This window comes from Moraxella canis, from assembly GCF_002014965.1.
GTDB lineage: Bacteria > Pseudomonadota > Gammaproteobacteria > Pseudomonadales > Moraxellaceae > Moraxella > Moraxella canis.
The window spans coordinates 136503-151031 of record NZ_MUXT01000008.1 but is presented as its reverse complement, the minus strand read 5'-3'; the positions used below and the strand labels follow the sequence as shown (position 1 = coordinate 151031).

Genomic DNA, 14529 nt, shown 5'->3' with positions numbered 1-14529 from the left:
ATTGGGTGATTATCAGTGATTATCGTCTTCGACCAGTTCAGGCACAGGGTTTGGCTCACGAGTTGCCTTGGGCGCCGGCGCATCTGGGAAGAAATCGTATTGAGGCTGCGGTTGCCATGCTGGCGCCTGATCAGCATCAATATCAAAGCTATTGATCGCATCTTGGACCAAGCGAACATCAATTTCGCCTTCATCTGCCAATTTTTTTAAAGTCGCTACAACTATATGCTCAGCATTGACATTAAAGAAGCTGCGTAATTTAGCTCGGCTATCAGAACGCCCAAAGCCATCGGTGCCCAAAGTCACATATGGACGCGAGTCAGGCAGCCATCCACGGATTTGTTCTGAATAATTACGCATATAATCTGTCGCAGCCACCACGATGCCTTTGTGCGGCGCCAGCTGACTGGTCACCCATGGGGTTTTTTGATCAGCGGTTGGATGCAGGCGATTGTAGTCGTCACACGCCATGCCGTCACGAGTCAGTTCATTAAAGCTGGTCACACTCCAAACGTTAGCAGTGATGCCAAATTCATCTTGAAGGATTTGCGCCGCTTTTTCAACTTCACGTAAAATCACGCCAGAACCCAGTAGCTGAACTTGGGTTGAGCCATTATCTTTTAATAGATACATACCGCGCTTAATGCCCTCTTCAACACCTTCAGGCATGGCAGGATGTTCGTAGTTTTCATTCATCAAAGTAATGTAATAATAAACGCGCTCACCCTGGGCATACATACGACGTAACCCATCATGCATGACAACAGCCAGCTCATAACCATAGCATGGATCATAGGTCACGCAGTTTGGCACGGTGCCAAATAAGATGTGGCTATGACCATCTTGGTGCTGCAAGCCTTCGCCATTCAGCGTGGTACGCCCTGCTGTGGCACCAAATAAAAATCCTTGAGCCTGACAGTCCCCCGCCGCCCATGCCAAATCGCCGACGCGCTGAAAACCGAACATTGAGTAATAAATATACATCGGAATCATCGGTAGCGCATTGACCGAATAGCTGGTTGATAAGGCGATCCATGCGCTCATGGCACCTGCTTCATTGATGCCTTCTTCTAGCATGTGACCATCTTTGGCTTCACGATAGCCCATCAAAGCATCAGCATCTTCGGCAACATAGTTTTGACCTACTGACGAATAGATACCCAACTGACGGAACATCCCTTCTAGACCGAAGGTGCGCGCCTCATCAGGGACAATCGGTACAACATGCTTATTTAAGCCTTTGTCTTTTAGTAGAGCTGACAATAAACGCACAAACACCATGGTGGTTGATTGCTCTTTGCCTTTTGAGCCTTGTAGGACTTGGTCAAATACCGAAAGCTCAGGAATCTCAAGTGGAATATGGCCGCTACGACGAGATGGCAGATGACCACCCAAAGCCTCTCGGCGACCCATCAGATATTTATATTCGGCTGAGTCTTCGCTTGGACGATAAAAAGGTAATTCTTTAAGCTGTTCGTCGGTCAATGGCAAATCGAAACGATCGCGGAAATATTTTAAGCCGCTTTCGTCAATTTTTTTGATTTGGTGGGCTTTATTGACCGCTTGAATCTGGGTAGACAGACCATAGCCTTTGACTGTCTTCACCAAAATCACCGTCGGCTGACCTTTGGCTTTCATGGCTTCAGCATAGGCGGCATAGACTTTTTTGGGGTCGTGGCCACCGCGATTTAAGCGCATGATCTCTTCATCGCTGAAATCTTTTGCCATCTCTTCAAGCTCAGGATACTTGCCAAAAAATTCTTTACGAACAAAGGCGCCATCGCGTGCTTCGTACAGCTGATACTCCCCATCAACCACTTCTTCCATGCGTTTTTTGAGCGCGCCTGATGTATCTTTGGCAAGTAGTGAATCCCAATGATCACCCCAAATAACTTTAATCACTCGCCAGCCTGCACCGCGGAATACCGACTCAAGCTCTTGGATAATTTTACCATTACCACGCACAGGACCATCTAAGCGTTGCAAATTACAGTTGATAACCCAGATGAGATTGTCCAGTTTTTCACGCCCTGCCATGGAGATTGCCCCCAAGCTTTCAGGCTCATCAGTCTCGCCATCACCCAAGAACGCCCAGACTTTACGATCTTCGTCCTTGATCAGACCACGATTGGTCAGATATTTTTGGTTGCGAGCTTGATAAATTGACATCAAAGGACCCAAGCCCATAGATACCGTTGGGAACTGCCAATAATCTGGCATCAAATAAGGGTGTGGGTAGCTTGATAAGCCCTTACCATCAACTTCGCGGCGAAAATTAATCAGCTGCTCTTCAGACAGGCGACCTTCCAGGAATGAGCGCGCGTACATCCCCGGTGCACCATGACCTTGATAATAAATCACATCACCACCGTGGTTTTCGCTAGGCGCACGCCAAAAATGGTTAAAGCCCGTCTCATACAGTGTCGCTGATGAGGCAAAAGTCGCCAAATGTCCGCCAAGCTCATCGCTATTTTGATTGGCGCGCATGACCATGGCTAAGGCGTTATAACGGATCAGCGCACGAATTTTACGCTCCATGTGCAAATCGCCAGGATAAGTCGGCTCATCTTCAACAGGAATGGTATTGATATACGCGGTGTCCAGGCGGTTGAATGGCAAGCCTTCTTGAACAGCCATGTTATACAGTGCTTTTAATAAAAACTGTGCACGATCTTTGTCCGCATTTTTGATGACCGATTCAAAAGCATCAAGCCACTCTTGGGTTTCGATGTGATCGGGATCGTTATAATATTTTGTCATTGAAATTACCCTGATAAAATTGCCCATCCATTACTCATGGTGGAATATGACACACAAGCAGCTGCCTGCCCATGCAACCTATTGAAACAAGTTCAATATACAAATATTCTTGGTTTATTATAAAAGGATTTTTACCAAAAGTTTATTCAAAAAAATAAATATCGATGCCAGTTTCATTTATTAAAAAAATAGTGGGATTAATCAAAAATTAATACCCATTGCAGAGCTTGTCAATATGATTAGGACGGATCAAGCATATCTTTTAAAAGCCATTAACCAAACCCACCTTCGCTTGAGCGGCTGTACAGCTTATCGCCGCCAGACCCATCACTAAGCCATCGCAGTTTTATATGGATTTTATTGAATAAGCTTAAAAGATGGATGACAGCGATGATTATCAATGGTTCACTTTAATGGATCAGTGATCGCTGATGATTTAGCTGTTGAAATGATTTTGATGAGCAGAATGGATCTGTATCAGCTATATTTGGTCTAATAAAAATATTGCCACTTGTTCTACACCTGACAAATCATGGCTTTTTAGCGGTAGTCGTGCCAAATTCATCTGCCACTCTTCATCAAAACGCACCGCTAAAATATCCAAATCCATCACCACCTCATAATCATATTCGGCACATTTTTTGGCAGGATTGCGTCCACAGCGACGTTCAATTTGTTTCAGCTTTTGTTCGATGTCTGCATATTGCATGGCTTTTGTCAGCACAATATAAGCACAAGCATTATGATAAATGCGCTGACTGCGCCCAGTGAAATCTTTTCCGCAGATGACTTCTGACAGCATCACTTGTCCAAGCTCTTCAAGCGCTTTGATGGCGCAAGTAAATGCGGCTTGGGCGTTATGATTACTACCCAAAGCGATGACAAGCTCATTGACACTTGCTTGACTACTCATGCGCCTGCCCTGCGGATGATTTTAACGCCCACACTATCGGCTTGTTTAATGGCATTGGGTTTATGTATGGTCAGCGTGATCTCGCGGCATGGATAATGGGTCAAAACATGGTGTGCAATTCTATCCGCCAAAGTCTCCAAAAGCTCGGCCTGCATCTCATGGCACAGCTTTTCGATATCCTCACAGACTGTTTTGTAGTTAATCACATGCGCCACATCATCATCGGCGATGGCGCGCGTCATATCACAAACCATCTGTGCATCGATAATGAGCCTTTGTTTGATGGCACGCTCCCAAGCATAGACGCCAATGACAGTATCAATTTTAAGCCCTTGGATAAATACAATATCACTCATTCACACTCCTTTTTTATTTTTAAACATATCCACGCTAAAGATCAAAAGCCCCACCCAAATCAATGCAAAAACCAGCAATCGCTTGGCATCAAAAGGCTCATGATAATAAAAAACAGCAAATAAAAATATCAAGCTTGGCGTTAGGTAATTTAAAAAAGACAAGGTATTAAACTGTACCAGTTTGGTCGATATATTATATAAAAGCAGCGGCACCAATGTCACAGGACCTGCTAACATCAAAAGCCAAATCTCAGATGATACCCAAAACGCCATGGATGAGCTGGCAACATGGGCAAACTGCAGCCAAATCAGCGAGACAGGCACAAGCAGCGCCGTCTCAAGAAATAGCCCATCAAGCGCATCAAAAGGCGTTTGTCTTTGAATGACGCCATAAAATCCCCACGACAGCGGTAGCAGCATGCTCACCCATGGCAGCCCGCCCATCCATACGATCTGAATACCAACGGCAATAAAAGCCAGTAGCACGGCGATTGTTTGCATCGGACGCAGCTTTTCTTTGAAAATCAGCATCGAAAACAGGACGCCCACCAAAGGATGGATAAAGTAGCCCAAGCTTGCTTCAAGCACCTGATCGTGCGTCACTGCCCACACATAAACCAGCCAGTTGGTTGCGATTAAAACAGAAGCAACAAAGGTTAAAAGCAGCCATTTCGGCTGCTCTTTGATTTGACTGATCCAACTAAAGCGCCTTGTGATCACGATGATCCCAAGCAGTACAACAAAAGTCCAAACCACGCGATGAACGATGATTTCGATGGCATCGTATTCTGTCAGCTCTTTAAAATACAGCGGAAAACAGCCCCAAATCAAAAAGGCTGACAGCGCTGTAAGCAAACCTTTCGGTGTGGTCGTGACAGTTTTTGCCATAGAGATTACCGTTATCGATCAATCAGCGAATGGATTATTTTACTTCAATCGCAAGACCGACGCGATTGGCAAGTTCGGCAAAATTTGGGAAACTGGTATTGACCGTTTCGGTGCCCTGAATGATGATGTCATCTGTGGCGCGGCTACTTGCCACAGCAAAGCTCATCGCGATTCGATGATCATGATGGCTTTCGATCACGCCGCCGCCAAAGATGGCGTTTTTCTCGCCTTTGATACCCTTGCCTTGGATGATGATCCCGTCTTCTAGCACTTCCGAATCAACGCCAAGCGTCGCCAAGCCATCTGCCATCACTTGAATGCGATCTGACTCTTTGACTCTCAGCTCTTTTGCACCAGTCAGCTTGGTCATGCCATGGGCGCAGCTTGCTGCGATGAATAATACAGGAAATTCATCAATCGCAAGCGGCACCAGATGCTCTGGTATGTCAATGCCATACAAATCAGAAGGTCGTACCGTAATATCAGCAATCGGCTCGCCGCCCACCACAGTTTCGTTCGCCACTGTGATATCGGCGCCCATCAATTTTAAAATATCAATGACGCCTGTGCGCGTTGGGTTCATGCCCACTTTTTCGATAGTTAGCCCTTCACCGCCACCAATGGCACCCAGCACCATAAAGAACGCTGCACTGGAGATGTCCGCTGGCACAATAATATCTGTAGCAGTCAGCCTACCGCCGCCCATCACGCTGATTTTACGCCCATCAACTTGCACAGGATAGCCAAAAGCATTCAGCATACGCTCGGTATGATCTCGGCTCACTTCTGGCTCGGTGATGGTGGTTGTCCCCTCAGCCCACAGACTTGCCAAAATTAGACAAGATTTAATTTGGGCAGAAGCGACAGGTAGCTGATAATCGATGCTATGTAGCGTTTGTGAGCCTGTAATGGATAATGGCGCCGTGCCTTTTTCGCCTGTTGATTGGATTTTGGCACCCATATCGCGCAGTGGTGCAGCCACTCGCTCCATTGGACGCTTGGACAAACTGACATCGCCTGTCATCACGCTGTCAAAGGCTTGAGCGGATAAAATCCCTGCCAGCAAGCGCATACTGGTGCCTGAGTTACCCATATACAGCGGGGCTTTTGGCGCTTTTAGACCATCGATACCGACGCCATAAATGGTGACTTTATCGCCATCTCGCTCAATCTTAACACCCATATCAGCAAATGCTTGTAGCGTCGCTAGCGCATCTTCGCCCTGCAAAAATCCTGTCACATGAGTGACGCCATCAGCCAGTGAGCCAAACATGATTGAGCGGTGCGAAATCGACTTATCCCCTGGTACGCTAATCACGCCTGAGATGGCGTTTTGTGGTCGAATGTGATAGCTTTGACTCATAATAGTATCCTTGATGGCATCTGGAGTAATAATAACGTTAGGTTTATGCATTGGTTTTTTGGCGAGCATATGCCCAAAATGACGACGAGCATGGCGCGCGGTGGCGAGCCAATCGAGTAATTTTTCAGAGTCTTCTTGATCGATGATTTGGCGAAACTCTTGTAAATGACTCACAAATTCATCCAATGAATTTAAAAGCGCAGGCTTATTGGCGATAAAAATATCATGCCACATCACCGGATGGCTGGCGGCAATACGGCTAAAATCCCTAAATCCGCCCGCTGCATAACGAAAAATATCCAAATTATCGTCATGACTGGCTAGCTGATGCGTCAAACTAAAAGCAAGCAAATGCGGCAAATGACTGGTATAAGCCAGAATCTCATCATGGCGTGACGCGCTCATTTGCATGACCTCAGCACCGATCGCCTGCCATATTTTGGTAATCTTGGCAAGATCACTTGCCTGACTGTCAGCGCTTGGGCATAAAATCATTTTATGCTGCACAAAAAGCTCGCCGTTTCGTGCATCAAACCCTGATCTCTCTGCACCCGCAATCGGATGCCCGCCAATAAAATGATGGTGCGCACCAAAAATCTCATCAGCAGCTTGAGCGACTGATACTTTGGTACTGCCCACATCTGTGATGATGGCATGGCTTGGTAAAGCACCCAAATCTATCGCGTGCTTTAGCAGTTTCATGATTGGGTAGATGCTTTTGACAGGCGTGGCAATCAATACCAAATCACAGCCGACAACTGCACTCAAAACATCCGTACTGCCACTTGAAATCACGCCTGCTGCCAGCGCATCATCGATGCTTTTTTGGTTGGTATCTGCGGCTGTGATTTGACCGACCAAAGGGGTATCAAGCCGATGATTGGCATTATGCACCGCTTGCACAAACGATGCGCCAATCAGCCCCAGACCGATCACGCACAATCGCTCAAACATCGGCTTTGCTGTATTATCCATTGGATTTTCCATGCGCTGCTATTTTAAAATTTATAAAACAGCCTTTGGATAAGAGCCTAGCACTCGCAGATCTTTCACCAAGGGTCTGATATCTTCGATCGCAGCAGCTACATGCTCATCCTCGATATGACCATTCATGTCAATGAAAAATACATAAGCCCATTTATTTGGGCGCTCAGGGCGCGTCTCGATACTCGTCATCGATACCCCATGACGGCGCAAAGGTTCCAAAATCTCAATCAGCGCACCAGCTTTATCTGGGCTTGAGACCATGATTGAGGTCTTATCTTGACCTGAAGGTGCGATGTCTTCTCGACCAATAATCAAAAATCTGGTGGTATTGCCTGGATTGTCTTCGATATTTTCATACAGCTTATGCAGCCCATATTCTGCTACTGCCACATCCCCTGCGATGGCTGCTGAGTGCCACTCATTTTGAAGGCGGCGAGCTGCCTCACCATTAGATGAAACTGCGACACGCTCAACATTTGGGAAATTAACATCTAACCAATGACGGCACTGCGCCAAAGCCTGCTGATGACTATAAATGCGGCTAAGGCTCTCAACGCGCGTATGCTCGGCCACCAAGAAATTATGATGGATCGGCAGCTCCACCTCGCCAATGATTTTTAGACTGGAGCTAAGAAAAGCATCCAGCGTATGATTCACCACACCTTCTGATGAGTTCTCAACTGGCACCACGCCATACATTGCACTACCTGCTTCGACTTCACGGAACACATCAGTAATGGTCGTCAAAGACACTGTGGTTGCTGCTTTACCAAAGTGCTTTAATGCAGCTGCATGGGTGAATGTCCCAACAGGTCCCAAAAAAGCTACTTTTTGTGGGGCTTCAAGCTCAAGACACACCGACATAATTTCACGAAACAGGCGTGCCATCTTTTCGCCAGACAGCGGACCTTCATTGCGCGCCATCACTGATTTTAATACTTGAGCTTCACGCTCAGGACGATAAAAAATCGGATGATTTTCGTGATTTTTTTTGGCGACCGCCACCTGCTGAGCGACTTTGGCACGCTCATTGATGAGCTTTTGAATTTGTTCATCAATGGCATCAATTTGGGCACGATAGCTTTTGATTTCATCAGTATTAACAGGCAAAGCCTGGGTGGTTTCGCTCATGATGGCATTCCTTATACGCATTAAAATATGGCTAATGATACACGATTTTAAAGCTTAGTTGTAGTGATTTTATCAAACTTTATTTTATATCTGATATCGAATAATTTTTAGATGAAATTTAGATGACACCACCAAAAATTTCTAGCCAAATATCGTCAAGTGTGCTAATTTGTGGCAAACTTGACAACAAATCAGAGACCAAAATGAACAGCTTAGAACAATTAGCACAATACACCACCATCGTCGCCGATACAGGCGATTTGGGCGCCATCGCACGGCTAAAGCCTGTCGATGCTACCACCAATCCCAGTTTAATTACCGCCGCTTTTAGTGGTGGCGAAAATGCTGAGCTGCTACAGCAAATTCAAGGGATGGATGTGGACGCTGCCATTGATACACTCACCGTACTGCTTGGCGCGCAAATCAGTGAGCGCATTTCAGGGCGCGTCTCAACAGAAGTGGATGCGCGTTTGTCGTTTGACACTCAAGGCACGGTCGATAAGGCGCTTGACTATATCGATCGCTATGCCGCTGCTGGGGTAGATCCTAATCGTGTACTGATCAAAATTGCAGCTACTTATGAAGGCATTCAGGCTGCCCAACTCCTTGAAAAACAAGGCATTCATTGCAATTTGACTTTATTATTTACCGATATCCAAGCGCGCGCTTGTGCCGACGCTGGCGTGACTTTGATCTCTCCTTTTGTTGGGCGCATCACCGATTGGCAAAAAGCGCACGAAAGCCGCGAATCCATCCCTGTCAGCGAAGATATGGGTGTCAATTCTGTGAAACATATTTATCAATTTTATAAATCACATGGCTATGCCACACAAGTGATGGGCGCCAGTTTTCGCAGCATTGATCAAATCATCGCACTGGCAGGATGTGATCTTTTAACCATTTCCCCTGCTTTATTAGATGAGCTCTCTCAAAGCAGTCAAAAGGTCTCACGCATGCTAACACCAAGCGATTCAATCATCGAAAAGCCTGAGCCTTTAAGCCAAAGCAGCTTTATGGCTAAGCAAGATGATCATCCGCTTAATGCACTCCTACTCAAAGGCATTGAAGGGTTTATTGGTGCAAGACAAACGCTTGCCAAGCAGCTTTTGGATCGCTGATTTTGGCACGCTTTTAGTTATTTAAGCTAAATGATCCGCTTGGCTTTTTTGTGCAAAAATTTGTGATTTGATCAAATTATTTTCATAAATCACAAATTTTACTTGCAAAAATTCGATACATCTGTAAACTAATTGGATATTTTATTTACCCAATGACCAAATCTTTATGGGATTTGGTGGACTTTTCAAGGTCAAAGGTGATTATGAAAAAATATCAATGTATCGTATGCGGCTGGATTTATGACGAAGCGCTGGGCTGCCCTGAAGAAGGGCTTGCGCCGGGTACGCGTTGGGAAGATGTGCCTGATGACTGGCTTTGCCCTGAGTGCGGGGTTGGCAAAGAAGACTTTGAAATGGTAGAAATCTAAGCCATCATGAGCACCAATCGCCCTATGACACCGCCTGATAGCTGGCAAAGATTTGGGGATATTCACTGGTATCCTTCTGATCTGTCAGAACATCTGCTTCAAGCCATCATTGATATCGGTGAAGGCATTGAGCTTTGTGTGGAAGCGGGTGGCAACCCCATGCACCCACCGATGATCTTTATTACAGGTCTTGGCTCACAGATGATGTTTTGGTCTGACCAATTTTTAAAACTGTTTATGGATGCTGGATTTTTTGTCATACGCTTTGATAATCGTGATACAGGCTTATCAAGCAAAATCCAAATTGATGGGCTGCCCAGACTGAACACCTTCAAAATGATGCTAAAAATGCAGGCAGGTCTGTCCAATCGCTCAGAGCAAGTCGCCTATACGCTGACGGATATGGCAGAAGATGTGGCACGGCTGATCAAGACCATGCAGCTTAGCGATGTCAATCTTGTTGGGGCTTCGATGGGTGGCATGATCGCACAAATCGTCGCAGCGCGTTATCCCAAATATATCAAAAATTTATCACTGCTATTTTCTACATCCAATCGGGCATTTTTAAGACCACCAAATCCCAAGCAGTTTATGACATTTGTCCGTCGCCCCGAAAGTCATTCTGAAAGAGATATGGTGCGTCATAGCGTATGGTTTATGACGGCGGTCGGATCGCCTGGGCATTTAGACATCAAAGGTACGCGCGCCATCGCTGAAAAGCGCTATCAAAGAAATTTTCATCCATTGGGCGTCTCGCAGCAGCTGACCGCCATTTTGGCATCAGGTTCGATATTGCGCTTCACCAAGCAGATCCGCGCGAATACGCTGGTCATTCATGGCGACAAAGACGGTTTGGTCGCGCCAAGCCATGGCAGATTTCTTGCTAAAGTCATCCCAAACGCTCGCTTTGTGCTGGTCAGCGGCATGGGGCATGATTTACCAGCCTATTACCACCCTTATTTGGCGGGACTGATCAGTGATCACTGCCGCTCATAGTTTTGATGATCTTGATGACTCATCTGGGTAATTGAAGATTGATTTGATGGATGAATGTTGCTACTATAATTTGGTAAAAACTGCCGACAAAACCGTTGAGGATTTTTATGAAGCACGTCATATTTAAAGATGGTAGCACCGCCCCTGTCAATAACATTTACTGCATTGGTCGTAGCTATGCTGAGCATATCAGCGAGCTTGGCAATGTGCCTACTGGTGAGCCTTTGGTCTTTTTAAAGCCGACCACAGCTTTGAGTACAGATGACACTTTAAGACTGCCAAATTATTCAGAGGATATCCATCACGAAGTTGAACTGGTAATATATATCGGTGAAGATGTGGCGGACGACCAAACGCCCGACCTAAGCTGTATTTTAGGATATGGCATTGGGCTTGATTTGACAGCGCGCGATGTCCAAAGTCATCTAAAAGCCAAAGGCATGCCATGGACGACCGCCAAAGGCTTTCGTGATGGTGCGTGGTTATCCATTTTAACCAAAGGCATACCAACGACGCATCAGATATCGCTGACGGTCAATGGTGATATCCGTCAAGATGATAGTACCGATAAGCTTTTATTTGATATCGCTTATCAATTAAATTTTTTGCATGAAAAGTTTGGCTTGCGTCAAGGCGACATCGTTTATACCGGCACGCCCAAAGGTGTTGGCAGGCTCGTCAGTGGTGATACGCTCATCGCTCGGCTTGATGCAGAGTCATATACCATCCATATCGCCTAACCATCGCGCGCCAAAACAACTGGCGCTTTTTTTCATAACTTCATTGGCGATCTGTCAAATTTTTGTTACAATAAGCGCCAATTTCTTAACAAATCACTGGGGGAATGATGAATATTTTGGTACTTGGCACAGGGGGTCGTGAGCACGCTTTGGCTTGGGCTTGTGCAAAAGATGATGAAGTCAAAACCGTCTATGTTGCGCGCGGTAATGCTGGCACTGATCTTGAGCCAAAACTACAAAATATTGATCTGGATGTTGCCGATCATGATGCGCTGATTGAATTTTGTCAAACGCATGAGATTAAGTTTGTGGTTGTCGGACCTGAGGCGCCACTGGTCGCTGGCGTGGTAGATGATTTGCGCAAGGCAGACATTGCCGTTTGGGGTCCGACCAAATACTGCGCTCAGCTTGAAGGCTCAAAAGCATTTGCCAAAGAATTCATGCAAAAACATGGCATTCCCACAGCGTATTATCAAGTCTTTACAGAAGTTGAAGCCGCCAAGAACTATGTGCGTGAAAAAGGCGCGCCCATCGTCATTAAAGCAGATGGCTTAGCAGCTGGTAAAGGCGTGATCGTCGCCATGGATGAAGCTGAGGCTTTCGATGCGATTGATGATATGCTTGATGGCAATAAATTTGGCGATGCAGGCAGCCGCGTGGTCATTGAGCAGTTTTTATCAGGTGAAGAAGCATCATTCATTTGTATGATTGATGGCGAAAACATCCTACCGATGGCGACCAGTCAAGATCATAAGCGTATTTTTGAGGGCGACACTGGCGCTAACACAGGTGGTATGGGCGCATACTCGCCAGCGCCTGTGGTTACTCAAGCGGTGCACGATAAGGTGATTGAAGGTGTCATTCGCCCTGTCGTTGAGGCGATGAAAGCCAATGGCACGCCTTATACAGGGTTTTTGTATGCAGGGCTGATGATTGATGAGCAAAGCGACCCTTATGTGATTGAGTTTAATTGCCGATTTGGCGATCCAGAGACTCAGCCGATTATGATGCGCCTTGAAAGCTCCTTGACCCGTCTGATCGAAGCTGGTCTTATGGGGAATTTACCAAGCGAAGCCAAGTGGTCAGGTCAAGTGGCATTGGGCGTGGTTTTGGCAAGTCGCGGCTATCCTGAATCTAGCTCTAAAGGCGATGTCATTACAGGGCTTGACACCCAAACAAACCACCTAAAAGTCTTCCATGCTGGCACCAAAAAATCAGGCAATGACATCGTTACCGACGGTGGACGAGTTTTATGTGTGACAGCACTGGCAGATGATATTCAAACCGCCCAAAAAGACGCCTTAGCAGCGATTGAGAGCATCCAATTTGATGGAATGCAGTACCGCCGCGACATCGGCTGGCGCGCCATTAAGCGATGATCTGATAGAAAAAGGATGGTTTGACCATCCTTTTTTTTAATTTTGCAAAATCATCTTATCAGATTTGACAGATGTCAAATGAATAGAAATTTGCTATAATACAGCCATTTACAACTATTATTTATTCAATCGAAGCAATGAGCCAACCACTTAATAAACTTAAAACTTCACCATTTTCACGTCGTCTATCGATTGCAAAAACTTCTTTAAATATCGGTAAAAATTGGGCAAAGTCTAGCATGAGCGGTCTTTTGATGACTAAAGAAGAAAGGCAGATCGCTAAGCACACCTTAATGCAAGAGCAAGCAGACTACTTGGTGAGTGAACTTGGTAAATTAAAAGGCTCAGTGGTCAAAGTCGGTCAAATGCTTGCGCTATATGGCGAGCATTTTCTACCCAAAGAAGTCCTAAATGCCCTGCACACATTGGATGCTCAAACTGCTCCGCTGTCTTGGCATGTCATCTATGAAACACTCAAAGCAGAGCTTGGCGAACAAGTCGCCGACTTTGAGATTGATCGCACTCCCATAGGTACAGCAAGCTTGGCACAGGTTCATAAGGCTGTGCATAAGTTCAGTGGACGAGATGTGGTGCTCAAAGTGCAGTATCCAGGGGTGGCTGATTCGATTGATTCTGATCTATCTATTTTTAAGCATTTATTAAAGATTACCAATGCTGTGCCACAGACCAAAGCTTTGGATGCTTGGTTTGAGGAGATCGGTGAGCTTTTGCACCGCGAAGTGGATTATCAGCTTGAGGCAGAGACCACCAAGCGTTTTGCTCGTTATTTGGCGGATGATGAGCGTTATGTTGTACCGACGATTTATGATAACTATAGCACCAATCGATTGATCTGCATGAGCTTTGAGGCGGGTGTCTCGCTGAATGATCCTGTCATCACCACCCTGCCCCAAGACCGCAAAAATGCGCTTGGACAAGCTGCCATTGAGATTGTTATCCGCGAGCTGTTTGAGTGGGGCGAGATGCAAACCGATCCTAACTTTGGTAATTATTTGGTGCGCTATGAAGATGGCATTGATAAACTGATTTTATTAGACTTTGGGGCAATCAAGCAATTTGACGATCATCTTTTGAGTATCGCGCGCGGACTAATCAGCGCAGGCTATCATCAAGACAAGCAAAAGATGATGGCTGCCATGACAGGCTATGATTTTTTTGATCAGCTAAACGGTAATCCGAAGTCTGATATGGCAGAAGTGTTTTTGATGGCTTGTGAGCCGTTTGCTCATGCACAAGCACTTAATGAACGGCATGGCGGTCATTCTACACATCTTGATGAGCAAGGCTTATATATTTGGTCAGGCAGCGATTTATATGCTAGAGTGATGAATACCGCCAAAAATGGCATGCAGTCGCGCGAATTTAGCCTACCGCCCAAAGAAATGATGTTTATCAGTCGTAAGTTCATTGGTGCTTATGCTTTGCTTGTGGCGCTCGATGCGCGCACCGACAGCGAAGCATTGGTCGCCAAATTCATTGATTAGCTCGTTTATGATCATAAGCTACAAG

General features: G+C 45.9%; 12 protein-coding genes. 6 read left to right on the top strand and 6 right to left on the bottom strand.

The features are described 5' to 3' along the window. Positions 1-12 precede the first annotated feature (12 nt). The 6 genes from aceE to pheA form a co-directional block, all read right to left on the bottom strand. The gene (aceE, locus tag B0180_RS06850; protein ID WP_078256253.1) at positions 13-2760 is read right to left on the bottom strand and encodes a pyruvate dehydrogenase (acetyl-transferring), homodimeric type; all 2748 of its coding nucleotides are present in this window, start codon (positions 2758-2760) and stop codon (positions 13-15) included. 481 nt (positions 2761-3241) lie between these two features. After that, the gene (locus B0180_RS06845; protein ID WP_078256252.1) at positions 3242-3673 is read right to left on the bottom strand and encodes a 2-amino-4-hydroxy-6-hydroxymethyldihydropteridine diphosphokinase; all 432 of its coding nucleotides are present in this window, start codon (positions 3671-3673) and stop codon (positions 3242-3244) included. Further along, positions 3670-4029, bottom strand: a complete 360-nt coding sequence (gene folB / locus B0180_RS06840) for a dihydroneopterin aldolase (RefSeq protein WP_078256251.1) — start codon at positions 4027-4029, stop codon at positions 3670-3672. The genes B0180_RS06845 and folB overlap by 4 nt, the downstream gene beginning before the upstream one ends. Further along, positions 4030-4917, bottom strand: a complete 888-nt coding sequence (rarD, locus tag B0180_RS06835) for an EamA family transporter RarD (RefSeq protein ID WP_078256250.1) — start codon at positions 4915-4917, stop codon at positions 4030-4032. 34 nt (positions 4918-4951) lie between these two features. Beyond that, positions 4952-7255, bottom strand: a complete 2304-nt coding sequence (locus B0180_RS06830; protein ID WP_078256249.1) for a bifunctional prephenate dehydrogenase/3-phosphoshikimate 1-carboxyvinyltransferase — start codon at positions 7253-7255, stop codon at positions 4952-4954. Between the two features lie 30 nt (positions 7256-7285). Beyond that, a complete protein-coding gene (pheA, locus tag B0180_RS06825) occupies positions 7286-8398 on the bottom strand; it encodes a prephenate dehydratase (protein WP_078256248.1) in 1113 nt (370 codons plus the stop codon). Positions 8399-8601: 203 nt separating this feature from the next. Between pheA and B0180_RS06820 the strand changes: the two genes are divergently transcribed. From B0180_RS06820 to B0180_RS06795, 6 genes are all read left to right on the top strand, one after another. After that, positions 8602-9516, top strand: a complete 915-nt coding sequence (locus tag B0180_RS06820) for a transaldolase (RefSeq protein WP_078256247.1) — start codon at positions 8602-8604, stop codon at positions 9514-9516. A 203-nt stretch (positions 9517-9719) separates the two neighbouring features. Next, positions 9720-9884, top strand: a complete 165-nt coding sequence (gene rd, locus B0180_RS06815) for a rubredoxin (RefSeq protein WP_003658257.1) — start codon at positions 9720-9722, stop codon at positions 9882-9884. Positions 9885-9890: 6 nt separating this feature from the next. Beyond that, entirely contained in the window at positions 9891-10880 is a 990-nt protein-coding gene (locus B0180_RS06810; RefSeq protein WP_078256246.1) for an alpha/beta fold hydrolase, read from the top strand. Between the two features lie 107 nt (positions 10881-10987). Then, entirely contained in the window at positions 10988-11620 is a 633-nt protein-coding gene (locus B0180_RS06805) for a fumarylacetoacetate hydrolase family protein (protein WP_078256245.1), read from the top strand. A gap of 107 nt (positions 11621-11727) precedes the next feature. Beyond that, entirely contained in the window at positions 11728-12999 is a 1272-nt protein-coding gene (gene purD / locus B0180_RS06800; RefSeq protein WP_078256244.1) for a phosphoribosylamine--glycine ligase, read from the top strand. 137 nt (positions 13000-13136) lie between these two features. Further along, a complete protein-coding gene (locus B0180_RS06795) occupies positions 13137-14504 on the top strand; it encodes an ABC1 kinase family protein (RefSeq protein ID WP_078256243.1) in 1368 nt (455 codons plus the stop codon). Positions 14505-14529 lie beyond the last annotated feature (25 nt).

What these genes read in the sequence shown, in the direction of transcription:
- aceE (WP_078256253.1), bottom strand. Translation starts at nt 2,760, where the DNA reads ATGACAAAATATTATAACGATCCCGATCACATCGAAACCCAAGAGTGG.
- B0180_RS06845 (WP_078256252.1), bottom strand. Translation starts at nt 3,673, where the DNA reads ATGAGTAGTCAAGCAAGTGTCAATGAGCTTGTCATCGCTTTGGGTAGT.
- folB (WP_078256251.1), bottom strand. Translation starts at nt 4,029, where the DNA reads ATGAGTGATATTGTATTTATCCAAGGGCTTAAAATTGATACTGTCATT.
- rarD (WP_078256250.1), bottom strand. Translation starts at nt 4,917, where the DNA reads ATGGCAAAAACTGTCACGACCACACCGAAAGGTTTGCTTACAGCGCTG.
- B0180_RS06830 (WP_078256249.1), bottom strand. Translation starts at nt 7,255, where the DNA reads ATGGATAATACAGCAAAGCCGATGTTTGAGCGATTGTGCGTGATCGGT.
- pheA (WP_078256248.1), bottom strand. Translation starts at nt 8,398, where the DNA reads ATGAGCGAAACCACCCAGGCTTTGCCTGTTAATACTGATGAAATCAAA.
- B0180_RS06820 (WP_078256247.1), top strand. Translation starts at nt 8,602, where the DNA reads ATGAACAGCTTAGAACAATTAGCACAATACACCACCATCGTCGCCGAT.
- rd (WP_003658257.1), top strand. Translation starts at nt 9,720, where the DNA reads ATGAAAAAATATCAATGTATCGTATGCGGCTGGATTTATGACGAAGCG.
- B0180_RS06810 (WP_078256246.1), top strand. Translation starts at nt 9,891, where the DNA reads ATGAGCACCAATCGCCCTATGACACCGCCTGATAGCTGGCAAAGATTT.
- B0180_RS06805 (WP_078256245.1), top strand. Translation starts at nt 10,988, where the DNA reads ATGAAGCACGTCATATTTAAAGATGGTAGCACCGCCCCTGTCAATAAC.
- purD (WP_078256244.1), top strand. Translation starts at nt 11,728, where the DNA reads ATGAATATTTTGGTACTTGGCACAGGGGGTCGTGAGCACGCTTTGGCT.
- B0180_RS06795 (WP_078256243.1), top strand. Translation starts at nt 13,137, where the DNA reads ATGAGCCAACCACTTAATAAACTTAAAACTTCACCATTTTCACGTCGT.